This is a genomic window from Flavobacterium sp. (genome assembly GCF_050696275.1).
GTDB lineage: Bacteria > Bacteroidota > Bacteroidia > Flavobacteriales > Flavobacteriaceae > Flavobacterium.
In genome coordinates, this window is record NZ_JBOGUT010000004.1 from 1 (window position 1) to 25645 (window position 25645).

The following is a 25645-nucleotide window of genomic DNA, read 5'->3' on the forward strand; positions in this document are numbered from 1 at the left end:
CAATACATTAAGTATTATAATGATGAAAGAATCAAATCAAATTTAAACAAAATGAGCCCGATAAAATATCGAGCTCACTATTATCAAAATTAATTATAAATTTGTCTAACTTTTTGGGTTCAGTCTAGAACGGATTAGGATTTATTACTTTAGATTATATTATTAGTTTTAATAAATAGTTTGATATCATTAATAATTTGATTTGTTCTGTTATTCAACTTCACAGATTTATTAGTGTTATCAAATTTATCCCAATCCGATGTTCCAATAGAATTTGAGAGATTATAAGTTGCGACTGCAAAATTATTTCTATTTAGAAAACTTATTGTATCTGGATAATTAGCTCCACCTAATTGCTCGGCAATTATTAAAACTTCTGGAATAAAACTGGGAAATCTTATAGATAACATTTTTTTTGTTTCAGTGGGTGAAGCGGGTACACAGAAAAAATTAAGTTTAAGATATTTAAACGATGAATCTAAAAATATACTTTGCCATCCAGCTCTCATTACGTTTAATGATTTGTCACTATGTGTATTCACAAGATGTTTGATAGTTGATGTTTTTCCAGAATTCTGCACTCCAATTATTAATATTGCTAATCGCATACTATTGATTTAAATTTTTGTTTAATGATGGATTTTATTTTAACCCAAAAAATATTATCCCAAAACAATAGGCTTAATCAGCTTATCTTTAATGTGAATCAAGTTGAAATTAACATCTTTTGTGGCCGTGCTAAATGCTTGGTCGGAATTTTCAAACGACGCAAAAATTAACACTTGGGATTCAACATACAAAGAAGCTCTTTTTAAGAAACTATGGAAATTTTCAATAGCGGCATCTTGCTGTTTTGGTTCATCCATCATGATTAATCTAGGGTGATTCCCATCGAATTTAATTGATGCATCTAATAAACTAAAAGTGTAAGCCCAAATACATCTTATAAAGTCACTCCCAGACGAATCAAATCTTATACTGTAATCTTTTGTTTCTTCTCCGAAAGGCTTACTAATAACAGGTAAATAATTTTCTCTTGAAATATGTATAAATTCATTTTGTTGACTAGTGTAGTTAAATTCTTTCAGTAAACCCTTAAACTGTATTTCTAAGAATGTTAACTTTTCTTCATCAGAGGCTGAAAAAAAGTTCTTAGGTAATTTGCTTTCATCAATCACAATTTTTTTCCAATTTTCTGATAATTCTTTTAAATCTTCAATCAATTGGTTGAAGTCTTCAAGGTATTTATTGTAAAATTCTATGCGTTTTTTTAGATTAAGTCTATGCTCAATTTCTATAATTGACGGCAATCTTTCATCAGATATTAACTCCTTTTTTATTTGTCTAACACTTGCTCTTGCCTCTGATAGTTTAGCCCTATATAAATCTAATTTTTTGTCTTTTTCACTTATTGTTTTTTCCTGACCTTCAATATAAACGGTAACCATTTTGATTTGAGCATCAATAAAATCAATATTATCTTCTAAACGCATTGGAACCTGTTCAACTTCTAAAGGTAATAAAGAATCACTGATATCTTGATTACATGTTGGACAGGTTTCAATAGAAGTTTTTAAATTAAAGTCGGACCCAAGCTTTTTTACTTTTAAAGCTCCTTTATTCTTTCCTAAATCAATTTTCAGCAAACTTAATTGTGATTTATAACTGCGTAATCGGTCTTTGTCAAAATTTAATTCAGTTGATAGTAATTCATAATTTAAAGATAAACTATTAATGAAATTATTTAATTTTCCAAGTTGCGTTTCATCATTTGAAATATTTTGACCAACTGAAAACACAGCTTTATTTTGTGTCAATCTTAATTCTTCAACTTGTAAGTCGATATAATTTGAAATAGAATATTCTTCCTCATCATTAGTTAAAAAAATATTTAATCCTCTATAATCATTAATTATTGTTGGTTTTTGCTCAAGTCCCACAATTTTTCCGCCACCTTTTTCCGCAAGTCGAATGAACTGATTGTTTAAATTACTCCATTTATCTTCAACGATTCTCTTATTAAAGGCAATTTGTTGTTTCCTTTTTTTATTTTCAGTTACATCTAATTTCAAAAGAAACTCTATTGCTCTTGCTTCTTTATTTGCTAAACCAAAATGTGGCATTGTCGCAAAAAAATCAGACCATCCTGACTTTTGTTCAATCATAAATGAAGAAGCAATTTGTTGAATATACAGTTTTCTCGAGTCACCTGAATTTGTCAAAACATTTGGTAAATTCCAATTTAAAAAATTTTCTAAAAAGAGATGAAATCCATATATTTCATCAGTAGCGCCTCCTTTATCGTGAATGTACATTGGTTTAGATTCAGGTAATATTTCCTCTGTATCATCAATCAATTTCCCAAAATAAACATCTACTAATTGTGGTTTTCTGTCTGAATTACTTACCACGCTTCTTTTAATGGTAATGATTTCATTCTTACTGTTTTCTATTTCTAAATAAACGAAAGATTGCACTACTTTATGAAATGAATCTTTAGGATATTCTACTTGGTCTCTAAAGACAGACTGCATAGTTTTTTCATTTTTACCCCCTATTATCTCTTCAAAACCTAGACAATAAGATATTGCTTGAAAAAGGCTACTCTTCCCGCTAGTATTATCAGCTCTAATAATATTGAGCCCATTACTAAACTCGTAATTTGAACCAAACAGTCCCGAGTCAGTATTTACTTCAAACTTTATTTTGTTAATTTTTAACATTGAATAATGACCATTTATTTGAAATAGATTCTATTCTATTATCTGTTATTTTCTTTTTCCCTACAAATTTCAAAAACTCGAATTCTTCTTTAAAAATTTCTGCGGTGACAATTAACTTGAAAAACTCTTCTCCTTTTTTCGTCAACAAATATTTTCCGTTTTCTATAATACAGATGTTTTCTGACACGCAAAACAAAAGTGCTCTATTGAGTGCTGGTTCAATTCCCCAAACAGCAATATCTGTATCATAATTATTTTTTATTAATTCTAAAACTTCGTCTTTATTCTTGTCATCTTTTAATGCCCAACTCAATAAATGCAATTTTAATAGGCTAGATTTATTACCTATACATGTAGTTGATAGTATCATAACTATTTGAGCAATCTTATACATAGGCCTATAATCAACAGGAATTGAGATAGGCTTTTTCGAAAATTTTAAATCTTTTATTTCAAAATCTTTCATTTTTATTCAAAATTTATTGGGCATCGCAAAATCCAATCAGCAAGTACCTGATTAGTTAAATTTATAATCATTTCCTGCTCTAACTTTGGGAAAGCAATGTTTAACTTGGTTTCCACCAAACTTCTAAAACTATAATATAAATCATTTTTATTTTGAACTGGAAACATGCATTTCTCTATAACTTCATTTTCTACTAAACTTACAATTGATAAAAATTTTTCATATTCTGTAGGGTATTCTGTTTGCCATAATCTCAACAAAATATTCCCGCCTAAAAAAGAAGCTATTGTTTTTTCAGTTAAATCATCAACACGTTCCTCAACGTTAGGCGCATTTTTATCAAATCTTGATTGATGTTTTCTTTGAGCATTTTCAACTAAATTTATTTTTTTACCTTTCCATTTTAGCTTTTCCCCCTCTGATATTTCTTCAGTTGGAGATAAATTTACTTTTTGGTTAGTGGCATCCAAAGCAAGGCTTAAATGCGGATGTAGAAAGCTAATGTCTTCAAAAATAACTTCAAAATTATCATTATCTATTATAGATAACCCCCAAGATTTAACTTCATCTCGCTTCGAAGTACAGTGGGCAATTATATCATTTTTACCATAAGTAGGTGTGACAAAATACCATTTATTAATTCTTGCATCTCCCAAAAATTTTTGTAACTGTTTTTCATAAGTTTTAAGCTTTGTTAAATCCTTTGTGATTTTATCTCTGTGCTTTTCATATAGTTCTGAACTTGAATAGGACTCATCTGGACAATAGCATTGAAAAACTTTTCCAGTTCTGGTGAATCCTTCAATTCCATAATCTCCTGGGGTAGCCTTAACTTCCTGATAACCTTCTTCTCTAAAATTTTGTTTAAAGCAAATTTGACTTATAGATTCCCATCTATCTCCGTCAAAAGTTCCAAATTCAGTTTTTATCATTTAATTAATCTTAAATTTAAATCTCCATCTAATCAAGTTATATTGATTAAATGAATGCTTACAGGATAGTTAGCGGTGAACAATATATAACAATAAACACACATTAAACAATCACTAATTTTAATGATATTTTATCTAACTGAAATAGGTGAGTTCTACTCAATAATGAAACAAATATTATTCTTTATCTCATAGTTTTTTTCGAAAAATCTCATTCTCTAATTTTCAGAAAATTCATTATTTATCAAAAATATCCATAAAGCATGATGAAATAATTACGTATTTATACTGAATTTATTTATCCGCAAAAAAGTGCAATATTTACAGGATAGCAATAACCCTAAAAAAACTTAGTACTCAAAATGGACTTATTGGATTATCCAAATAGAGAAAATTGGCAAAAGCGAAGGGATTGGCTTGACACAGAACTAGAGAATGCTCAAACAGGATTCTCATATCTTGTGAGTGACCATTCAATCGCACTTTTTATAGATATGGAAATTGCATTTTGCTCTGGTGCATGGATATCCGTTGTAATCATGTCTGTTTCTGTAATTGATGCTCATTTGAGAGAAACTGAAGCTATGGATAATAAAATTGGGACAGCAAAATTGTTATCAGAATATTATGAAGGAGAAGACATTGATTGGTTAAGACAATTAAGAAATAAGTATGTTCATCATAATCTTGACAAGCCTATATTTGAAATAAATGACTGGTATAGCAATCAAGAACAATTGGAATTAGAAGCAACAAAAGCAATTTTAATGACAATTAAAGCAATATTTCAAAGCCCTGGAACATAAAACGGAAATATGGGCTGTGCAAACGATGGTTTACTTTCATGTATTGAAAAATACCTAAAACAAGAAAAAGCTTCTAATAAAGAATTATTTATGAAACGAATTGATAAATTAAACAGCGACGAAGTTTTTAAAGGAAATATTAAAAAAATCTGATTTTTGATTAAATAATAGCTGTACAGCAGAGTTTTGTAATGTTAGGTGTTTACGGAAAAATTTGTATTTCTTTTCTTTTTGAAATCTTTACTTCAACCCTTTTCGGTACATTTGTAAGTATCAGTGGTAAAACCAACCACTATAACTTTAAATCATGGAAAGTTTTATTTAATGTTATGAAACACGAGTTTGACCATAAAGCCAATGTAGAAGACCTCATGCGAAATGCCTGTGATTTTGAAGCAAATGCAACAATCGCAAGAGAAACTACAAAAGAAAAATATAGAAAGCTAGAATCTGACGGACACAATACTTTCAGAATAACTTTGGATGGTTTAATTGCAAGAACAATTCAACAGCTTGCAAATAAAATGAACAACCCTACTGAAAAGATTTCGTATCAAATCAGCCTTGCTATATCTTTTGTTCGAACACATTACATTATTAACGATATGATAATGCATGGTGATTTAATTGAAGCCTTTACACTTATTAGAAAGAATTTCGAAAGTGTAACAAGACTTCATGAAATCGACAAAAATCCACTTCTTAAACTACTAAAAAAAACACCAAATGTTATAAATATCTTCAAAGATGGTGGAAAACAACTTTATCCGACATTGTCCGAAATAGCACATTTTGGCACTCCTAGGGTTGGCGAACTGTTGACAGTTAATTCACATGAAGATGGAAGAATTGGTCCAAGTCTTCATCCTGATTTCAATGATGATGCCTTAGGTTGTTATGACAGACATGCTTATGTGTCTATATATTTTTCATTTTGGCTTATTCAATTTTTAAAGTCTGTATATGGTGAAAATTATGACCATGATAAAGATGAAAAGACTTTTTTTATTATGACTAGTATAGCAGAGGACAATGGCATTATACGAAGGAAAGACTAAACATTCATACAACATAGGTTGTGTGCTATTATGATTTGTATTTTCGAGGTCAATACTTAACCTAAAATTTAGGAAACATTAATAAACAATTATGAAAGACAAAAGACCTATTGACAAAATTCGAGAATCATCTGGACATGCTGAAATTGGTTCCGCCGAAGACGGCGCTATAATTGAAATGAAAAATATAGGTAATCGAATATTGATAATTAAAGAAAAATCAATTTATGAAATGGTTATGGCTGACTCTATCGACCCAGACAGAACAAACATCAATCTACCTACAACAATTCATAAACTTATCATAGACAAAGGTGCAGAATCGGAAACAGTTTCAAGAACTTTATTAACTGCTATGACTTTGTTTAGGACAGAATATATGTTAGGTTCTATTGATTGTAACAAAGTAATTGGTTTAACAATTGATATACTTTCAGAAATTTCAATACTCGAAAAAGAAATCGATGAATATCAAAAAACTGAAAATAAAGTTTCAGAAGAATATGAAGAAAGAAAAAATCAGAATGTTTCATATAAACTCCCTTCTATTATCAATCTTGAATCAAAATGCAAAACTATTTTTCAAAAAGCTGACCATATTGAACAAACCTTAATGGAAATAATAACAGTATTTTACCCAAATCAAGGTTTGACAAAACAGTCACATTTTCCAAATTTTTGCGAAATATTAAAAACAAAATATGGTGAAACTGACCCTTTCGTAGAGTTTATTAAAAAAACACTTTTCTTTATGCAAGTTATTCGAGAATTAAGAAATGGATTCGACCATAGACTTGAGCATACAACTGTTTTAGATTTTGAGTTACAAACTGATGGAAACATACTTAAACCGACAATTGAATTAAAGCACAAAAAAATCAAGTTGGAAAGAACTTCATTAAGTGAATTTTTAGAAATCACGACTAAGAATATGCTTGATATCACTGAGTTAATATTTGTTTTATTAGCTTCAAAAAACAACAGAAATATTGGAATTCCACATGAAGTAAGGCAAATACCTGAAGACCAAAGAAGGAACAAATTTGTAAAATATTGTTTTTGGTCTCCTATTGGAAACGGAGGATTTTACAGCCAATAAATGAAAAATTACCACTAACTAACAAGTTAAGGTAATTTTATTACAATTTTCAAAAACAAAAAACTAATACCAAATACTTCATCCAGTTTTAGGCTCGCTTTTACAAATCTATTAAAATCCTAATAAAAATTTACATAAAAGTTTTTCTCAGGATTTATATCAGCATCATTTAAACCCTTGTCAAGTGAAGAAAAATCACGATTATTTCTTTTCTCTAAAAATACCACTAATTCATCTCTGTTCATTTCAAACCAAGTTTCATCAACCTTAATTTTACTAAATTTAAGGCTGAAATGCTCGGTAACGGAATAAATAGTATTATTGTTTTTTCTAGATAAAACTTGCTTACTCAAGTAGTTTAAAATCTCTTTTTCCTTTAGGCTGTAAGAATCGTTCATTAATTTTATAGGTTATAATAATTTATTTAATATCTGAATTTAAAGTCCAGCCACTATAAAAAGCCCCCTTACAAGTAAATTTGACCTTAATCCATTTTCCATTATCCTGTACAATATCCATTTGAGTGCCAATTGGAATTATGAACTTCACTTTTAGTCTATTGTCTGCTTTATCTTTTAGATACTTTATTGCCGTAGTAACCACTTGAAGCGAATTTTCGATTGTATAGTTATTATTTTCAATCTTTGACTGATTTATAATTAAACTTGGTTTATCATCTTCTAGTCCTAAAATTTCATTATGATAATGTTCGATTACGGGTTGAAATACATAACATAAAAGTACAAGAGAATTAAATATCATACCGTTTTTCTTCCATTCGTCAACAAGACTTTTAAGTTTGTTTAATAACAATTTCTGTTCATTACCAAGTGTAAAATCAACTGATATATTACTTAAATTATCTAACATACTTTGAAATATGTAAACAATTGCTATTTTCTTGTCTTCTGTTATGGCATTATCAACATCATAGGCAATAGCAGCAGTCAATTGGGAATTAATATCTATTTCAAAATCATCATAGTCTTCATCAATATTATTAATAAATTTATAAAGTTGATTTATACTGGTATCAAACCGCAAAATTGATTCTGAAAGCTTGGACATATCGGCAATGCTTTTTGCAGCTACATTTAAACCTGCTAATCCTGAGACAATATCCATTGCGCTCTTCACAGCGGAATTTTCTGGAATAACTGGAAAAGCCTTTTGCCAATTACTTTGAGCTGTAAAAGCACCTTTTAAAGCGTTATGAGAACTATTCAAATCTAGAATCCATTTTGGAATTGTTAATGGCTTGGGATAATTTTCTAAGATTTTGTAAGCTATTGCACTAGAATTGAAATTTGAATATCCAACCATTGCATCATTTCTCATCCATGCGGTAGAATCTAACATAGGCATAACACCCATTGTATATTTCGTTGCACTCTCTACATTGCGCATGAAACTAGTTGACTTCTGAAAGGCAAGGGAAACACCCATAGCTTTTTCAAACATCCTATCTGTTTTCGTAACCATACTGCTTATTGCGGTATACGTTGACATAGACCTTAGTAGTTTATCGTTCATCATGATTTCCAAATATATAGTAACAAATTTAACGATAAACAAAATGGCAAACAAGGTGACTTTTCAACATAATGTTAGTAACTATTTTATTACTAATACGATAAGTAGCAATACATAGAATCTACCTTTGTGTAAATTTATGATTTATGCTTAGAGTTTATTTAGATTGGAACGCATTTAGCAGATTGGATGATAATGATGAAACCTATAAAAAGGCATCAGCATTTTTGATAGATAATTCAAAATACATTATTCCTTTTTCTCATGCTCATTTGCTTGATTTACACAGAAGTTATCTCAAAGTGGGGATAGAAGGAATTACAGGTAAGTTGAATATTCTTCAAAAATATTCGAGAGATTTATTAATTGCTGATACCGACCGTGATGAATTGGAATTCATCAATCCAATCTGTTCTAAGAAAGCAATGGAAATGTACATTCAAACTTACGACCACAACAAAGCATTAAATATTACTATTGATGACTTACTTGAACCATTAGAACTTTTAAAGCCATTATTCAATATTCAAATCTCCAATCCAATAGTAAAGTCTCCTGAAAACATAGATGATAAAGAATATCAAAAACTCCTAAATACAACTCCACGAACAGCGAATAAAATTCAAATGTTAGTAGGTGATTCTGAAACCACATCTTTAGCAGATATAACAGAAAATCTCATTAAGATGTCAGGCAATTTACATCAAGATAATACATATAATGAATTTAGGGAGGCATATCAACAGGATTTGAAAGTTAATACAGGTCGAATGAGGGATAAGCGTTTTGACCCTATTGAATCACTTGACGAGAATGCCAAGAAAATGAATTTAGAAAATTTCATGGAACTGTATGAACGCTTCTTACCAGAAAAAGACAATAGCAGTATCTTTAAGAAAATTCAGCAATTATGCCGTATTTTGGATTTTAACGGATTTTTCTCTGATAAAATAAAAGAGGGACATCATTTAGATAATATTGAAACCGATTATCAACATATTGGATATGCTTCGACTTGTGATGTTTTTATTAGTGCAGATAATAATACAAGAGAAAAAGCCAAGCTTACATATCGATTGTTAAAACTTGATGTAAAAGTATTTACACCTAAAGAGTTTGTTGATTTTACTGAAAAAAACTCAAGTGAATTAGAAAATGGCTACTTATTTTTAGATTTTCTTTCTTGGGTAATTGATGCTCCGCCTACTGTTATTACGGACGAGTTTAAATATCATTATATTCCTTCCTATATTTTAGGATACTTTAATGCTGTTTATCACCCAGTGGATAACGAAAAGCACTTAATCCTACAAAAGTTTGGTTCACCAAATAGAATATCAACGTTCGTAAAAGAAGTTTCTTCAGTTCGTGAAAAACTCTTAGATTTTTATGGGAAACCAACTCTTGAGCAAAACGAAATAAGTGATTATTTCTATGCTATATGCTGGTTAACTGAAAACCTAGTATTGATTGAATTAAAATATGTTGATAAAAATCTTGAATTACACATCAAACAATGCCAAAAAATTCAAACGGAAGATATTGGGCTTATTTAGAGAGCTAGAAATATTTTAAGCAAAAATCCAACACCTGATTCATAATCCAATGTTAGGTTTCTATGATTCAGCAATGCTATTGCCCCTGATACGTTTGTGGACATAACAAATAAAAATTATATTTGAAAAGTATATAAAAGAATCGTTTGACAATTCATTTTTACACATTGCGTGTTTTTTATTGTCGAATACAAATAATTAAAATCAACATCTTAAATTCATACTTCTTTTGTAAATTACATATATTTAAGAGTTGTGCGAAATGATTTAAAACGATGAGCAAAAAAATCAAGAAACGGATTCTATTCGACATATACTCAAATAACCTATCGGACTTTAAAACAAATTTAAAGCCCAACAAAATAATACCAACTGAAATTGGTCTTTATTGTCCATTATGTACACAATATTATGGAGAAGATAAATACGAACAGTTAACGTTAGAGCATAATCCTCCAAATTCATTAGGCGGAAAAGACAATATATTGACATGCAAGCAATGTAATAATTCTTCCGGCTCAAAAATAGACAGTGAAATTTTGCTCGCATTGAACGAATTAGATTTGATGGGTTTTAAACCAAATGCGTCCTTGAAAACACGATTATATAACCAATCAACTGGTGAAAATGGTGTCAACGCAACTGTAAATTTAGATTCGGAAGGAAAATTTATAATAAATATCAGCCCTGCTAATAATCCAGCTGTTAAGGATGCATTTCTTAATAGTTTCGAGTACGAATACAATTCAGGTTTGCCATTGATTTCTAATTTTGAATCTGCAGGGTTAAGTCAAAAATTGAATTTTGAGTTTAAAAAACCAAATAAAAGGAATGAACGATTAGCAAGTATTGGCCTTTTAAAAATTGCCTATCTAATAGGATTTGAAAAGCTAGGGCATGCATTTGTAGTTGGCAAACACATGGAATTAATACGTAGCCAAATAAAATATCCAGAAAAAGAAATTATCAGTAAACCATTTTGGATTCATAACAATTATACTGACGATTTACTCGGTGTAAATATTATCACCAAACCAAAAGAATTAAAAAGCTTCCTTATAGTTTTCGATTTGCAAACTAAATCGGATGTTTACAGAATTGGAATTTGCATTCCGGGATATGATGAAAACGACATAAATGTTTACAATAACATTGAAACCCTTCTTTGTCAAGGTGAAGGAGATTTGAAAGTTGAAACCAATAGTTATTTAAATACAGAATTCGATATCAAGGGCGAAAATAATTCTTTGTTACCGATTAAATTTTGGGAGGAAATAACCAAATAATTATCACTTCGCACAACAGCGGTTTGGCGAAATATTCGAATCGTTCGGTGTTAAAATACCACTCTAAACTTGAGATTCTATTTCCATTTTAGCTCGAATAACTTCTTTAATATCTAGAATCATTTCTTTAAATGAAGTTTTCAACATGATTTCAGTAACATGATTTTTTAAAATATCTAAATCGTCTTTTATCAAGTGATGAGAATATTCTTTTTTATTATCAGAATCCTTGTAATCCGCTAAAATCTTATCTCTTCTTTTTACTACAATCTCATTAAGTTGCTCTAAAAAAGCTTTATTTGTAATTAATTGTTTGTAATAAATATCAAATAATTCAGTTTCTGAAAACTTTATAAAATCTGGATTACGACCGTATTTTTTCCTGAGTTCTGAACCCATCATAAAAAAAGACATAAAATCTCCCTGTCCAGCGCAACCTTCTTTATTGTTAAAACAGTCTTCAAACCGAACATTCTTTTGTAGAAATTCGTTGAGAAAAACTGTTTCAAATACACATCCGGATATTGAACCTAACATTGAGAATGAAGTTTTATCTAAATCTTCAACTAAAACATTCCATTTAACAGATGGCATCATTCTTACGCCACCACCCCATTTGTGTTTGGAGATAGCATTTTCATTATACATAACCCAAAAATCATCAACTACGAAATCTGGATTAGCTTCAGATTCTAAAAGGTCAACACAAAAATGCCCAACCTCGTGCCATAAAACTCGCAGTAAATCCTCTGAAAAATCCATAGTTATTATATTTAGAAAATCAAATTTAAACATAAATACTTCCCCTAACAGCGGTTTTATGAAATTGGGGGTTTTAGTGTTTAATGGAACGAGCTTTTTGTATATTTGGCTTCAGTCCTAAATGGAATGGTTCAGGAGTAAATTTCCCCAACTTCATAAAGCCGGCGGGACGTTTGCGTAATTTTAAACAGACACCGTAAATGATAACAAGAGGATACATCGTTGGAAAAATAGTTGACGATTTAGCTGGACTAAAATATCAAGTTGAAACTCGTAACAGACTTCAGTTATTTGATTTGACAAAATTTTGTGAGGATTTCTTTAAAGACCTTTTAAATATTGTTTATAGTCTTAACTTGACAAATATTAATACTGAAAGAAGCAATAACCCTGGTATTGATTTAGGCGACAGTAAAAAGCCAATAGCATTTCAAGTTACTTCAACAAAGACATCTCAAAAAGTAACTGACACACTTGAAAAACTGACACAAGTGCAAATTGATACTTATAAAGACATTAAGGTTTTCATTGTTGGCTCAAAGCAAGGGTCTTATACAATTAACCAAGCTCTCATTGATAAAACACAGTTCAACGTTGACACTAATATTATTGACATTGACGACCTTCTAAAAGATATTGTGGTTCTGGAAACAGAAAAGTTAGACGAAATATTCAGTTTATTTAAACGAGAATTCCGACAACTAAAAATTGAATTGGAGCCAATTGATTCACAAGGAAACTTCCAATCTTCTTTATACAATCAATTAGAAGTTACACCTAATCGCCCAGCACTTAATGCAAGTAAACTTGCGGACAGATTTGACGAAGATGATGTTAATCTTGCTTCAATACAGGAACTTTATAAAAAACTATTGGGAGTTCCGCGAGTGACGAGAGAACTTCTTGCAATAATTGCAGACAAAGGAAAGTTTAAAGGATATAATCACGACTGCCACGAATGGGGAGTTTTGCCACAGGTTTTAAAAAACTTCCTTAAAATGTCAGATGACGAACTTCAAAGTGAATTAGCAATTTTAGAAGATGCAGGTTTAATTTACTATGGTGAAGATTGGATAGGAGAAAAGCTTTTTCACTATGTGACATTATCTTGGTATACATTAAATGAAGTTGTTAATTGGGCAAAAGACAATAACGTTTCGTTAAGGCGACTTTTTAATACTATGGACTTTACAGAACTTGATGAATAAAAAAACTACGCATAACAGTCGTTTGGCAAGATTGCGAATTTTGTAGTAAATTCAAGTTTATTTTTCGCAAGAAATTTTATCTTTAACAGAAAATAATCAGTTCCGTAATTCGCAACCTCGCCAAGCGTCGGAACGCTATAAGCAATTGTAAAAAAAGGATTACCTTGAGTTAAGAAACAATGAATGAATTTCAATATCGATTATCACAAAATCAAAAGACTGAAATAGCTCAAAATCTAATTGACATTTTACACAGAGATGCTGACATTTTCGATTCTACTGTAACATTTATTTGTAATTGGATGCGCACTGGACCTGATGGAAAAAGAAAAGCTTTTTTCGATGTCTGGGATATTGTTTTAAAGAATTATCTACCAGCAACAAGACCGATTTTATTTCGCACGTGCGGAAGAATTAGTAAGAACGGTAAGATTGCAAGTTTTACTGGACGACTAGAATGTGCACGAAGAATAAGTGAAAGTAGTGGCTTTTTAATTATTTGTGATACTAAAGAAACTCTTGAATATGAAGAACGTTTTTACAAGCTAGGTAGTTACAAACATACATTTTACCCTCTTGTCAATGTTTTAATTAAGGCAAGAGATTCTGGAGGAAGTGGATTTTCTGAAAGCTTCTTGGATGAGTTTATTGGCGAAGATGAATATATAATGAGGATAAATCTAGGTTACTCGTGCAGTTTTAAGTGGGTGAAAAATGTTTGAAAAACATTAAAAAAACTGCCCATAACAGCGGTTTTAAGCAAGTAGGGGTTTAAGGTGTATCTAGAAGAGCCAGTGTTTGCATTTCTCCTTTTTTTCGACTTTTTTCTTTCAATCTTTTCGGTATATTTGTAAACATCAGTAACAAAAGTCCCCACCTGCTCAAAGCAGGCGGGACGTTAGCTGTCATTAGTTTGAAATCCGTAAGTATCAAATCTACCCTATCAGAAAGTTAGAGCAGAATAAAAGTGACTGCTTGTTTACTTAATTTTTGTAAAAAAACAATATGGCATTTACAAATATTATTAACCAATCTATTGCAATTATAAAGCTTTATTGTCCAAATTTATTAGAGTTTATATCTGAAAAAGAGTTTGGAGAATTTATAAGAAAATCTATTAACCATACTAGTCAAAATGGTGGTGGCACCACTAATAATAACTTTTTAGTAACCTTTTTTCGTCTTGTAGGAGAACATTCTACAAATGAATCAGAAATAACAAGAACGGAGTTTAAATACTTCAATTATGTACTCGGTAAGTTTTTAAAACTTGGAAAAAATAAAGCGTTTAAAGATTTATTAATAGGTGTCATATTTAATTTCGAACAAAGTAGTTTTAAAAATATTTTAGGTGAGATTGGTGCAGGTCTGACGTTAAGTACAATATTTAAATTGAATAAATATGAGAAAAGTTTGTCGAATGGAAAGAGTGTTGATTTTGAATTTATCGATAACTCGAATAACATAATATTGGTAGAAGTTCTTAATATAGAATTTGACTCAAAAAGATACCATAACCCACAACTTTTTCAAAAATTTATTTGTGGACGTTTACAACAAAAATTCAATGATAAAACTTTAAATTTAGATGATACGGAAAAAGCTAAACTATATATTTTTCCTGTTTTACATGGATTTACAATTGAAATTATTCGTGAAAATGCAGATTTTTTAAATAATTTATACAAGCGTGAGTTTAAAGAAATAGGTTTTAATAGTTGCATGCCAAGAGTATTTATTAATATTCAAGGTACATATTTCGATTTTTTTACCACAAAACAGATTTCAAATCATGAATTACAATAACTCTAATGTCAGCGAACAGCAGTTTGCCATAATTTAATATACAACCTTTTAAAAAACATCATATCTGATTTTAAATCCAGATTTCGAAATTTAACTATTAGATTAGATATTCGTTATAAAATGATTATTTGCAAACTCAACAATTTTATAATAATCAACCAATAATTGGTTAGATAACTGAATGTTCTCTGCTACTAAGAAAGCTCTGCATTTGCAGGGCTTTTCTGCTTTTATAGCGTTTTGTATTTCACAAACGCATACGATTTTGTATACGATTTGAATCCAAATAAAAACATTCTATCCCAAAATCTACAATATAGATAGAGCTTTATCTGAACGCCACTACATTTAACATGTTGCTATTAAACGGGTCTAATAGTTGTTTAAATTCACATAAATTACTTAGTAAATTTCAAAAAACTATTGTTTTATTTATCTCAAAATTTAAAATGGTTGTGTATATTTATTTAGTTTAGCAGAAATTATATATGAAAACGATATCCTTTTTAATATTCCTATTCTTATCTACAAGTATTTGTCATGCACAAGAAATGTTTGAATACGAAAAGAAAATCAGAGGCATTGAAAACTTTAAAACTTCTGAATTAGAGTTTTACAATTCAAAAGAAAACATAAAACTATATGGAACTTTAATAGAGCCTAAATCTCCGTATGATAAAATTATAATTATTGTTCCCGGTTCTGGAAAGGATACAAGAAACAATCATCCTTTATTGACCGAGAATTTTCTTTCGAACGGAATTGCAGTATTGCGATATGATGAAAGAGGAACTGGACTGTCGGAAGGTGTGTTCAGCACCGCAAACTATACTATTACGGATATGTCCGATGACTTGACGGTTATATTCAACACTATTAAAAACAATACTGCTTTTGCATCAAAGAAAATTGGATTAATCGGACATAGTCAAGGTGGAATGGTAACAATGACACTAATTGAAAAGGGTTTAAAACCAGATTTTTTATTACAATGGGCGGCACCGGTACAAAAGCATGGCGCTTTTTTTAAATATCAGCTAAAAACAGGGATTAATAAGTTTGAAGATGAATTGATTTTTGAAAGTGATGAAAAAAAGCTGGAAGTAATGGACATTTTTCAACAAGCATTTGGAGGAACTCCAATAGAAGAGGACTGGAAAACCAACTGGAAACCCGATTGGAAAATATCAAAAAAAGCTTTAAAAGAAGCTACGAAAGCAGGCTATACTAGTAAAAATTACAAAAGATTTCACTACGCAAATTTTGTATTTTTCAAACATATTCTTAAGAAAAATTTCGAGGACGTTTATAAAACCATTGAAATCCCTACACTTTATGTTATTGGCACTGACGACAAATACGTTGACCCAATATCAGAAACAGCAGTTTTAAAGTCATTTCAGAATGATAAAATTAAAATATTAGTTTTTGAAAACTTAAATCATTACCTCACTAGAGGCGAATTATCTTTATCTACAATGTATGAAATTGACAATTTGCCCAAAAATGAAATTACAAACTGGATTAAAAATCAATAACATCTGCTAACAACGATTTTGAACTATTGCGAAAAATGCACAAAATTCGCATTTTGCTTATCACAAGATATTATATATTTACAGAAACAAACGTTTTCCGAACTTCACAACAGCGTAAAACCACAGAATGTTACCAGCAATATTAAACAAGAAGCACATAAAAACGTAATAATAATAAAAATCAGGAGTTTAAACCTCTAATAGTTGTCAAAAAACAACTAGAAGTAGCGACCTTACAACTAACAATAGCGGTATTTATTTGCATTCCCGTAAGCTGACAAAATACCTTTGTGGCATCACAAATTAAAAATATCATGATGCAAAATTCAAAATCAATTGGCAATAAAATTGCAGAAGCAAGAAAGAAAATCAATCTTTCGCAAGCAAACCTTGCACAGCAAGTATCTATTAGCGCACAGGCTGTTGGAAAATGGGAACGCGGCGAATCTATGCCGGACATAATGACCCTAAACCGACTCGCTGAAATTCTAGGAGTAGATTTAAACTATTTCTCCGAAACTTTCAAATCATACAAATCAGAGAACTCATCTGAAACAACAGAAAAGCAATCTGTAGAAATACCAACTACAAAATCTAAAAATAATTCAGGTTTAAATTGGAATATGTCTTCAGGAAACTGGGTAGATGCTGACTTTTCAGGGCTTAACAATCTTAAAGATAAATTCAGTACTTCAAATATGAAAAACTGTAAATTTATTAGCTCAGACTTATCGGACTTAACATTAAACTCCAATAATATTGTAGGTTGTGATTTTTCTAATTCAGATTTGAGAAACAGTAAGATTAAATCTTGCGACTTATCGAACAACCTCTTCATAGAATGTTCACTTATAGACACGGAGGTTTCGTCAAGTGAAATTAAAAACTGTAATTTTTCAGAGTCCAATTTTTCTGGAATCGAATTTAAGACAACAGAACTTAAAAATTGTATGGTAGAAAATGTAATTTGGAATCTGTCTTCATTTGAATTGTCTCATATTTCTAATATAGTTTTCAATGGCACAATAGAAGATTGCTCTTTTAACAACTGCTCTTTTTCAAAAGTAACTTTTAAAAATGTAACACTTCAAAATACTTTTTTTAAAGGCAGCAAACTAAAAGGAATTCAATTTATTGACTGCCAGGCTGACCGAATGACGTTTGAATTTCTTAAAAACGGGAAAGCTGATTTAACTGGCCTAACATTATTAACTGAGTAACAATAAAACAGTTCCGCTACTAAGACAAAGCTTCAGAGAAATCTGAGGCTTTTTTGTCTGTATTTATTTCTTTAATTCTCTTTGCGTGCGGGTACCTGTGCTAACGTTGTATACCTATCTGCATGATCGGGATAGAAATCCAGAAATGTTTTTGCAACAACCTTTACAAATCAATACGTCATTTTAGTTAATCATTTCTTAACCCCTAAAGAAAATCATCAGCATTAATATAAATTCGCCTTGTCAATTCGTACGAAATAAGCTATATTCCAGTAAAAGACTAATTACTATGATATCCCAAAACAAATCTTAAAAACCACTTTTAAAAATTGATTTATACAACACTTTTAAATATTGCGATTTTTCAGGGAATAGTCTTAGGCTTAATTATTTTAAAGTCTTCCTTATTCAATAGTAATTCAAATAGATATCTGGTGTACTTACTATTTACACTCTCCATTATTTTACTGAATCATGTTTTTGAGATTGAAGAAGTATTTACCTCCTATCCTCTTCTACTCTTTATCGACCATGTCGAGTGGGTGTTTCTATTACCAGTTTTCATCTTCCTGTTCATTATAAACCGGATTGATGAAACTGTAAAAAGCAAACAAAAAACGTATTTGTGTTTTATTCCATTTGTCTATTCCGCCACCCTTAATATTACACGTGATCTTGATGGTGTTGCAGGAATTTATACTATTTCTGAGTCAGGAAACGATCTATTGACCATACTTGGCCTTATTCACCTTTTTTTGGCCCTTACATTCATCCCATTTCTGTTGTTTTATTCTTATTTTATGATAAAACATTTAAAAGATTCAAAGGAAAGAAAATGGATAATTACCTTACTAACAATTATTTCTTCATTGATATTTGCTTTTCTCATTACCTATCTAGCCGGTTTGTTTCTTCAATTTGACATTTCTCCTACTATGAGTGTTCTGGCTTTATCTGCAACATTCATAATTCACTGGACTGCTTATGTAGGTATTTACAAATACAAATTGGCCAAAAACAAAGATGCTGTTTATAATTTTCTAAATAACGATTTAGCAATTTCGTATACCAATCTGCCAATTGTAGAAAATAATATATCTGAAGAAAATAGGGAATCGATCACAGCAGATAATCTTTATTTTCAAAAACTGGAACTTCTTTGCAAAGAAGAGCACATTTATACTGACAGTACATTAAACAGAGAAAAAGTCGCTGAAAAACTAGGCATAAGCGCAGGATACGTTTCACAAATTGTAAACACAATAACAGGAGACAACTTTGCACATTACATTACTCAATATCGAATTGAAGCCGTCAAGGAAATGATTTCAAATTCTGAATATGAAAACTATAATTTATTGACCATGGGATTAGAATCTGGGTTCACTTCAAAAACGACTTTTTATAAAGCTTTTAAAAAAGTTACTGGTCAGACACCAAATGAATATAAAAATACCAGCAAATAAGTACCATTTTATACATTTTTAAGCTTTTGAAACCTCTTGCAATTTCTATTATGTGAATTTTGGATCAAAATAATTCAAATCACTTTTTATGAAAAAAAACTTTTTATTACTTGCCATTCTGTTGGCTTTTTATTCTGTCAATGCTCAAAATGAAGCCGATGCAAATCCTTATCAGAAAAACAATGAAATTAAATTAAATGCATTTGCTCCTTTATTAGGGTCTTTTCAGGTCAGTTACGAAAGACATTTAAATCATCATTCATCATTAGGACTTTCTATTTATAAAGTGTTTGACAATACCACAAATGAGATAGATTTAAATTATTCAATTTCTCCTTACTATAGACGATATTTTGGCAAAAAACATGCAGCTGGCTGGTTTGTTGAAGGATTTGGAATGCTGACTTCAATTGATGGCAAAAAAATATATCCCTCAGAAGATCATTCAATTTATACTGAAAACCCTGACGTTATTGATTTTGCTCTCGGTGCTGGTGGAGGTTGGAAATGGGTCAGTAAAAGCGGATTTCTTTTTGAAGCGAATGTTGGTTATGGCGGACTACTATTCAACGCAAATAAAACAGACCATAATATTGTTGCAAAATTTGGACTGAGTGCTGGATATCGATTTTAAAACAATAATTTCAAAATAATCATCCATGCTGGTTAGCTATTTGAATACTTCACGCTACTAAGACAAAGCTTCAGATTTCTCTGAAGCTTTTTTTGCTTAAACTTACTTTTAAAAAATTTGTTTAACAAGCTATAGCTTTGCAGTGCTTTTTTAGTTTTTCCGTACTATTTGACCCGTAACAAGCTCACCTCTTTCTTTAAATTCATTATCAGAATAATAATTTAAAAATTGTACAGGAAGACCAACACCTGTTACAAGAGATGAGGTTGTTTGCAGGTGGTAATGCAGATGCGGACCTGTAGAATAACCGCTGTTTCCAGCCAAACCTACCTTTTGACCTCTGACCACAACATCTCCTACTGCCCCTATTATAGAGCTTTTTTTAAGATGAAGCATAAAGGAAAACTCTCCATTCAAATGGTCAATAATAATATAATTCCCTAACGATTGCTTGCTATTTTTAATTCCCGGAACATTATCCGGAATAGCGTTTTCTACAGCTATTATTTTTCCGTCTCCAGATGCATTTAAGCGTTTTCCGAAACAATAATAATCTTCATTTTTTGTACCATCTCCAGAATTTCCTCGTCCGTTTATTATTTGCACAATGTCCATCGCATACCTTTGATGGCGATGTGGAGCAAAATGATGGTTTTGTTCTAATGATTTTCCTCCGGCAACTACGTACCACTCGTCTTCAAAAGGCAATTCCAATACTGTTTTTGTCTTGTAATTTAAATAGATGTCTTCGTCGTACTTTCCTCCATCGCCTATTAAAATATCTGCACAAGAGATGAATAAAAAAATAAAAACGAATGTAAAAATGCTAACTGTAGTTTTGATAAGTTTCATGATTAAAATTTATAGATAATACCCAGATTTATTTGATGTTGCAGTTCTCTGTAAGCACTTGGCACCTGAAGTCTTGCGTAATTGAAATTATAAGTTGCTTTTAACTCAAAATGATTGGAAAGTTTATAGCCATATTCCAAATCCCATACAGCACTTTGATAGTGATCTAAAGCATAAAATTTAGCTTCGGCGTTGGTAAATCTAAGTAATGTTACAGGCAACGTCAGTTTTGATGATAAATATTGTTTTTCATCTAATTGATAACCGAATCTGCCTGCGATCCCAAATTCCTGGTGTAAAGTATAATAATCCCCATTATTAAAAGTAGAATTCTCGTTAGTGTAGATAGATAAATTAGTTTGCGATTGCAATCCTAAATGCACAGAAAATCCATTTTTGTTATAAAGCTGTTTGAGATAGGAAAAACCCATTCCCATTTTAGAATAATCATTATTTAGCTTGGATGATAGATCTGTTCTTAATTTGGTTTCAAGATAGTCTAGCTGAACTTCAAATAGGTTTTGTTTTTTACTTGTTCGGGTATAATTTAATTTATATACAGGACCTTCATACTCATACATTGCTACTGGGGCAAATTCGAGATTTTTTAAATAACCGAAATTATGTCCTACGGAAAATTCCAGTTGTTTTTTTTTGGGCGTGGTTTGTGATTGAACAGATACCGCAGAAAAGAGCGCAGTCGTAAACAGGATTCGTTTTAATTTCATATAAATTTGAGATGATTAAGTTGATTATCATGGGCAAAACTAAATGAATTAAAAAATGGCAAGGCCGAATATCTTAAAACTGGAGAAATCCGAACCTATTTATTCGTAGTACGGAAGCTGCTTGGTGTCATTCCTGTTGCTTTTTTGAAGGCAGTGTGAAATGTGGTTTTTGAAGTAAAACCTGATTCTAAACCTATTGCAAAAAGGCTGTAATTTTCAAAGTCCGAATCAAGAATCATTTTCTTAACAGCTTCTACACGATAATTATTTATAAAATTGGCAAAATTATCTCCAGTAATCACATTGATTAACTGCGAAACATATCCTGCACTTATCCCTAATTGTTCTGCAACTTTTTCTCTATTTAAATTACTGTCTTTATAAATTTGATGTTCTTCACAAAGTATTTCCAGCTTTTTAAAATAAGGGTTTTCTTTTGTAAATAAATCCAAATTAGTCGTTTCGGTTTCTTTTTTAAGAATTACATTTTCAGTCAATTCCTCAGAAAAAAAGGCAACACTTTTATTTAATAATTCTTCTATTCCTTTCTTATTACCTGCCAATCTGAATTTAAAAACACCATAATAAGCTGTAAAATGAATTAAAAATGCAGCAAATAAGGCCAGAATACGCATACAAAAGGAAAGATCATATTCAAAAAACAACGCTATTAGAATTGCAGTAATCCAAGAAAGTAATAATGTAAAAACCAAAGACCACAAAAAAGTAATCCATTTTTTTTCTTGTTTATCCTTTGAGAATTTAATAAAGCTGAAAGTATAGACAGCCATAAAAGGTATAAATAGGAGAATAATAAAGAAATCAAAGTCTTTTAAAGTTTGTATAAAAATTTTAAGAACATTTGGGATTTTAAAAATATGCGCTACATCATCACAATCATAAAAAATATTTGTAATGGCCGAATAAAGAAAAGGAACAAATAACCATCGAATTTTTTTCGAGTGTCTTATGGGATGATTTACCTGATGAATAATAAACATAAAGATGAAAACCGGAAAGATAAATGCCCATTCAATATCATCAAGAAAAAGTAGGAAAGGGATACCATTGTATACATCTATTATTTCAAAAACAAGATTGGCAATAAGAAGAGATAGCGTAAATATTGCATAAGCTAAATATTTATTTGCATTGCTCTTAAATAGTGGTGATTTTAAAATAATTGCCCCAAGAACTATTCCTTGAAAAATTGCCGTGTTAAAAAATAGTGTAAATATCAATCTATATAGTGGTTGTTTAAATATACTGCTATAACAGTAGTTATAGTATAAAATTATTTTAAGGGTATTACTTATATTTCTTTGACGAAACTATACTTAATTCATTTCATTTACTGTTAAAGAAAGTACAATTAAAACTAAATAAAAAGACAAGATTTAGGAAGCAAATGGGTTACCAAAAGTGGTTTTATTTTTGAAGTTAATGTTGGTTGGGAAAACTTTTATTTAATGCTGATAAAACAGACCACACCAAAGTCGCGAAATTTGGTTTTCATTTAGTCCAAAGATTTTAAAATAATAAATGGTCTGGAAAATAGTTCGAGAATTGTCCTATTAGAATAAATCACACTAAGAAGGGTTGATATTTCATTATTAAATGAACAAAAAAACAAGTATTTGAAAGATTTTAAAAAGAGTATTTCTTAAAAATCAATTAAAATAGTGCGAAATCCTAAAATATGTGTACATTTGCACCGGAAAAAAACAGAGTACAATCTATATATAAAACACTGAAAAACAGCGTTTTTTTATAAAAAACAGAATATGAAAAGAGTTATTGAATACAGAAAATTGCTTGAAGTTGACAAAAATGTTACTTTAAAAGAATTGAAAACTATTTACAGAAACAGCATGAAAGATTCTCATCCTGATAAATTTGTAAATGATGAAGCTGGAAAATTGGCAGCTGAAGAAAAAAGTAAATCAATTATTGGTGCTTACCACTTTTTAGTAAGTATCGCTGCTGAAACTGTTGAAAAAAACCTTCCTGAATACACGGATACAATTACCAATTCTAACATTCACGATTTCCATTTGGAAAAACAGACTTTGTTTGTAAAATATTTCAACGGAATGGAATACGAATACATTGGTGTTCCAAAAAACATTTATGTTAAGATGGTCAATGCAGAATCTCCAAACCGATTCGCAAAAAGACATATTTACGGAAACTTCATCTATAGAAAATCAGGTGAAGCTGCTGAAGATTAATATACTTCTTATTATACTATATGAAAAGCCTTTCTTTACAGAAGGGCTTTTTTATTGCCAGTTATGACATATTTTATTTCTGCAAACGCTATTACTATAAACGCAGGTTGGAAAACTATCACCGCAAGTGCTTCAACTATAAATGCAAGCTGGAAAACTATAAACGCTGATTGGAAAACTATCACCGTAAGTGCTTCAACTATAATAAATGCAGTCCGTTACTTTAACGTGATTTCAACTGTTATAGGAATATGATCTGAGATTTCCCTTGCCTCGTTTAGATTTTCAAAACCTTCGTAGAATTGGATTGCTTTTGGATTACTGATCGAGACTCTTTCAGAATGGTACCAAAAATTATCAAACTCAGAAGCAAGACAATTTCCGTTATTATATTCTCTTTTTAATGATGTTTTTTGATTTTTAAATACAGAATCATACCCCATTTTCTTTAACGGATTGAAAACACTGTGTGACTGTGGGCAATTAAAGTCGCCTGCAAAGACTAAATTTAACGTAGGATATTCGTTGGGCAGAAACTTAAAGTATTTGATTTCCGTTTCCGGCTGTTTGCTTTGTGTGATAGCATGAAAAGTAACGAGGGTAAATACTTTTCCGTTGTGTTCAAAAGTAGCAAAATAAGGTTCTCTGTCGATTTCCTGATTGTATTTTTGCTCCAGCCATGCTTCCTTTTTGAGTTTTACTTTATTTGTTCTCCACAAAAAAGCATAGCGCTCTCTCTTATAGGAACTCCCCGAAGTAGGATCACTGATAGTATAATCCCATTGAGTTCCTTTACGATTGAGTTCTTCGGCTATTTGAGCAACTGCTTGTGCTCCTCCGCTACCTGCTACCACTTCCTGAATAGCAACGATGTCAAATTTTTTGATTGTATTGACAATAAAGAGGATGTTTTCTTCTGATTTTGATTTGCCCAGGTTTTCTATATTCCAGGAACAAACACTGATTTGAGCCTGAAGTACTGTCAGTAAAAAAAACGCTATTAAAGTAAATACTCTTTGCATTTATAGTCTTTGGGTTTTGACAAATATAGTAGTATAAAAACAAAATCATCAATCTTCCCAGCCGCAAAGTGTGAGTCCAAAATCCTGAGCCTGCTTTTTAGTTGTCTCGATAATTTCATGTTTACAGGCATTCAAACCACGACAATTTTCTTTAAGATGGTATTTTTTTGCTCCACCTCCAGTGCAGACATACACTTTGGTTTCTAAAGTACTGAAAGCCGTTGTTATAAAAAACAATATCAAAAAGAGTATTTTTCTCATATGTATTTTATTTATATAAACATACCGTTTTAATTGGCTGTCAGTTCGTATTCATTTTCTTTTTTATCTTTTGCCTTTAACTGCCCGTTTTTAATCCATTCTGCACTAATTTCGATAGAATCACCATCTTTATTGATAATAATGCCTGCTCCATATTTTCCTTCGATATTAATCATTCCCTTCACTTCGTTGCCATTCTGGTCGCGCCCGCTTACTTCATAATTGTATTCGTAGTGTCCGGAAGTTCCGGTGCGGTATTCGTATTGGTATTCTTTGTCCTCGTGGTATGTTTTAGCCTCTTCCTGCGTGATGGTTTTAACATCGTTGGACTTGATTACTTCCTTGTAAAAAGAATTAGGTTGTGACTGCGGTTCTTTATGCTTGCAGGCCAGTAATCCTATTGAAATGATGAGTACTACTTTTTTCATAACTGTTTGTTTTAATCAAAAGTAGGTGGG

The 25645-nt window shown here is 30.7% G+C and carries 28 protein-coding genes; 15 read left to right on the forward strand and 13 right to left on the reverse strand.

Annotation, left to right across the window (positions count from 1 at the left end; all coding sequences use genetic code 11):
* Positions 1 to 6: 6 nt before the first annotated feature.
* A complete protein-coding gene (locus ACRDEC_RS03390) occupies positions 7 to 93 on the forward strand; it encodes an IS3 family transposase (RefSeq protein WP_431497060.1) in 87 nt (28 codons plus the stop codon).
* 56 nt (positions 94 to 149) lie between these two features.
* Here ACRDEC_RS03390 and ACRDEC_RS03395 read toward each other — a convergent pair whose 3' ends face one another.
* Genes ACRDEC_RS03395 through ACRDEC_RS03410 form a run of 4 tightly spaced genes read right to left on the reverse strand, consistent with a single transcriptional unit; the run spans position 150 to position 4121 of the window.
* Positions 150 to 608: a hypothetical protein gene (locus ACRDEC_RS03395; protein WP_431496929.1), complete on the reverse strand. Its 459-nt coding sequence runs from the start codon at positions 606 to 608 to the stop codon at positions 150 to 152.
* A gap of 54 nt (positions 609 to 662) precedes the next feature.
* The gene (locus ACRDEC_RS03400) at positions 663 to 2723 is read right to left on the reverse strand and encodes an AAA family ATPase (RefSeq protein ID WP_431496930.1); all 2061 of its coding nucleotides are present in this window, start codon (positions 2721 to 2723) and stop codon (positions 663 to 665) included.
* A complete protein-coding gene (locus tag ACRDEC_RS03405) occupies positions 2710 to 3189 on the reverse strand; it encodes a hypothetical protein (protein ID WP_431496931.1) in 480 nt (159 codons plus the stop codon). Before ACRDEC_RS03405 ends, ACRDEC_RS03400 begins: the two co-directional genes overlap by 14 nt.
* Before the next feature lie 2 nt (positions 3190 to 3191).
* A complete protein-coding gene (locus tag ACRDEC_RS03410; RefSeq protein WP_431496932.1) occupies positions 3192 to 4121 on the reverse strand; it encodes a hypothetical protein in 930 nt (309 codons plus the stop codon).
* A gap of 362 nt (positions 4122 to 4483) precedes the next feature.
* Between ACRDEC_RS03410 and ACRDEC_RS03415 the strand changes: the two genes are divergently transcribed.
* The 4 genes from ACRDEC_RS03415 (at position 4484) to ACRDEC_RS03430 (ending at position 7084) form a co-directional block, all read left to right on the forward strand.
* Positions 4484 to 4927 carry a hypothetical protein gene (locus tag ACRDEC_RS03415; protein WP_431496933.1) on the forward strand — a complete coding sequence of 148 codons (444 nt, stop codon included), beginning with the start codon at positions 4484 to 4486 and terminating at the stop codon, positions 4925 to 4927.
* Between the two features lie 9 nt (positions 4928 to 4936).
* Positions 4937 to 5080 (forward strand): hypothetical protein, encoded by a 144-nt coding sequence (locus ACRDEC_RS03420; protein WP_431496934.1) that lies wholly within the window; start codon positions 4937 to 4939, stop codon positions 5078 to 5080.
* A 38-nt stretch (positions 5081 to 5118) separates the two neighbouring features.
* Positions 5119 to 5985 carry a hypothetical protein gene (locus tag ACRDEC_RS03425; protein WP_431496935.1) on the forward strand — a complete coding sequence of 289 codons (867 nt, stop codon included), beginning with the start codon at positions 5119 to 5121 and terminating at the stop codon, positions 5983 to 5985.
* A 91-nt stretch (positions 5986 to 6076) separates the two neighbouring features.
* Positions 6077 to 7084 (forward strand): hypothetical protein, encoded by a 1008-nt coding sequence (locus ACRDEC_RS03430; RefSeq protein WP_431496936.1) that lies wholly within the window; start codon positions 6077 to 6079, stop codon positions 7082 to 7084.
* Between the two features lie 119 nt (positions 7085 to 7203).
* Here the strand turns inward: ACRDEC_RS03430 and ACRDEC_RS03435 are convergent, their stop codons facing one another.
* Entirely contained in the window at positions 7204 to 7482 is a 279-nt protein-coding gene (locus tag ACRDEC_RS03435) for a hypothetical protein (RefSeq protein ID WP_431496937.1), read from the reverse strand.
* A 22-nt stretch (positions 7483 to 7504) separates the two neighbouring features.
* Positions 7505 to 8593: a hypothetical protein gene (locus tag ACRDEC_RS03440; RefSeq protein ID WP_431496938.1), complete on the reverse strand. Its 1089-nt coding sequence runs from the start codon at positions 8591 to 8593 to the stop codon at positions 7505 to 7507.
* Positions 8594 to 8763: 170 nt separating this feature from the next.
* Here ACRDEC_RS03440 and ACRDEC_RS03445 point away from each other — a divergent pair, with 170 nt between their 5' ends.
* Both ACRDEC_RS03445 and ACRDEC_RS03450 read left to right on the forward strand, forming a co-directional pair.
* Positions 8764 to 10173, forward strand: a complete 1410-nt coding sequence (locus ACRDEC_RS03445) for a hypothetical protein (RefSeq protein WP_431496939.1) — start codon at positions 8764 to 8766, stop codon at positions 10171 to 10173.
* Between the two features lie 275 nt (positions 10174 to 10448).
* On the forward strand, positions 10449 to 11459 hold the full coding sequence (locus tag ACRDEC_RS03450; RefSeq protein ID WP_431496940.1) for an HNH endonuclease: 1011 nt from the start codon (positions 10449 to 10451) through the stop codon (positions 11457 to 11459).
* 63 nt (positions 11460 to 11522) lie between these two features.
* Here the strand turns inward: ACRDEC_RS03450 and ACRDEC_RS03455 are convergent, their stop codons facing one another.
* A complete protein-coding gene (locus ACRDEC_RS03455) occupies positions 11523 to 12221 on the reverse strand; it encodes a hypothetical protein (RefSeq protein WP_431496941.1) in 699 nt (232 codons plus the stop codon).
* A 200-nt stretch (positions 12222 to 12421) separates the two neighbouring features.
* On the opposite strand from ACRDEC_RS03455, the gene ACRDEC_RS03460 reads away from it, so the two are divergent.
* The 7 genes from ACRDEC_RS03460 (at position 12422) to ACRDEC_RS03490 (ending at position 20093) form a co-directional block, all read left to right on the forward strand.
* Complete coding sequence (locus tag ACRDEC_RS03460; RefSeq protein ID WP_431496942.1) at positions 12422 to 13429, forward strand: SMEK domain-containing protein; 1008 nt, start codon at positions 12422 to 12424, stop codon at positions 13427 to 13429.
* Between the two features lie 179 nt (positions 13430 to 13608).
* Positions 13609 to 14151 (forward strand): hypothetical protein, encoded by a 543-nt coding sequence (locus ACRDEC_RS03465; RefSeq protein WP_431496943.1) that lies wholly within the window; start codon positions 13609 to 13611, stop codon positions 14149 to 14151.
* A 283-nt stretch (positions 14152 to 14434) separates the two neighbouring features.
* Positions 14435 to 15235: a hypothetical protein gene (locus ACRDEC_RS03470; protein WP_431496944.1), complete on the forward strand. Its 801-nt coding sequence runs from the start codon at positions 14435 to 14437 to the stop codon at positions 15233 to 15235.
* 488 nt (positions 15236 to 15723) lie between these two features.
* Positions 15724 to 16773: an alpha/beta hydrolase gene (locus ACRDEC_RS03475; RefSeq protein ID WP_431496945.1), complete on the forward strand. Its 1050-nt coding sequence runs from the start codon at positions 15724 to 15726 to the stop codon at positions 16771 to 16773.
* Positions 16774 to 17087: 314 nt separating this feature from the next.
* The gene (locus ACRDEC_RS03480) at positions 17088 to 17993 is read left to right on the forward strand and encodes a helix-turn-helix domain-containing protein (RefSeq protein WP_431496946.1); all 906 of its coding nucleotides are present in this window, start codon (positions 17088 to 17090) and stop codon (positions 17991 to 17993) included.
* 434 nt (positions 17994 to 18427) lie between these two features.
* Entirely contained in the window at positions 18428 to 19459 is a 1032-nt protein-coding gene (locus ACRDEC_RS03485) for a helix-turn-helix domain-containing protein (protein ID WP_431496947.1), read from the forward strand.
* 88 nt (positions 19460 to 19547) lie between these two features.
* A complete protein-coding gene (locus ACRDEC_RS03490) occupies positions 19548 to 20093 on the forward strand; it encodes a DUF3575 domain-containing protein (protein WP_431496948.1) in 546 nt (181 codons plus the stop codon).
* A gap of 150 nt (positions 20094 to 20243) precedes the next feature.
* Here the strand turns inward: ACRDEC_RS03490 and ACRDEC_RS03495 are convergent, their stop codons facing one another.
* From ACRDEC_RS03495 to ACRDEC_RS03505, 3 genes are all read right to left on the reverse strand, one after another.
* Positions 20244 to 20945: a M23 family metallopeptidase gene (locus tag ACRDEC_RS03495; protein WP_431496949.1), complete on the reverse strand. Its 702-nt coding sequence runs from the start codon at positions 20943 to 20945 to the stop codon at positions 20244 to 20246.
* Positions 20946 to 20947: 2 nt separating this feature from the next.
* Positions 20948 to 21673, reverse strand: a complete 726-nt coding sequence (locus tag ACRDEC_RS03500; RefSeq protein WP_431496950.1) for a hypothetical protein — start codon at positions 21671 to 21673, stop codon at positions 20948 to 20950.
* A gap of 95 nt (positions 21674 to 21768) precedes the next feature.
* Positions 21769 to 22914, reverse strand: a complete 1146-nt coding sequence (locus ACRDEC_RS03505; RefSeq protein WP_431496951.1) for a helix-turn-helix domain-containing protein — start codon at positions 22912 to 22914, stop codon at positions 21769 to 21771.
* Between the two features lie 543 nt (positions 22915 to 23457).
* Here ACRDEC_RS03505 and ACRDEC_RS03510 point away from each other — a divergent pair.
* Entirely contained in the window at positions 23458 to 23904 is a 447-nt protein-coding gene (locus ACRDEC_RS03510) for a KTSC domain-containing protein (protein ID WP_431496952.1), read from the forward strand.
* 218 nt (positions 23905 to 24122) lie between these two features.
* Here ACRDEC_RS03510 and ACRDEC_RS03515 read toward each other — a convergent pair whose 3' ends face one another.
* The 3 genes from ACRDEC_RS03515 to ACRDEC_RS03525 are packed head-to-tail and all read right to left on the reverse strand — an operon-like array spanning position 24123 to position 25615.
* Positions 24123 to 24926 carry an endonuclease/exonuclease/phosphatase family protein gene (locus ACRDEC_RS03515; protein ID WP_431496953.1) on the reverse strand — a complete coding sequence of 268 codons (804 nt, stop codon included), beginning with the start codon at positions 24924 to 24926 and terminating at the stop codon, positions 24123 to 24125.
* Between the two features lie 48 nt (positions 24927 to 24974).
* Complete coding sequence (locus ACRDEC_RS03520; protein WP_431496954.1) at positions 24975 to 25187, reverse strand: hypothetical protein; 213 nt, start codon at positions 25185 to 25187, stop codon at positions 24975 to 24977.
* A gap of 29 nt (positions 25188 to 25216) precedes the next feature.
* The gene (locus ACRDEC_RS03525; protein WP_431496955.1) at positions 25217 to 25615 is read right to left on the reverse strand and encodes a hypothetical protein; all 399 of its coding nucleotides are present in this window, start codon (positions 25613 to 25615) and stop codon (positions 25217 to 25219) included.
* Positions 25616 to 25645 lie beyond the last annotated feature (30 nt).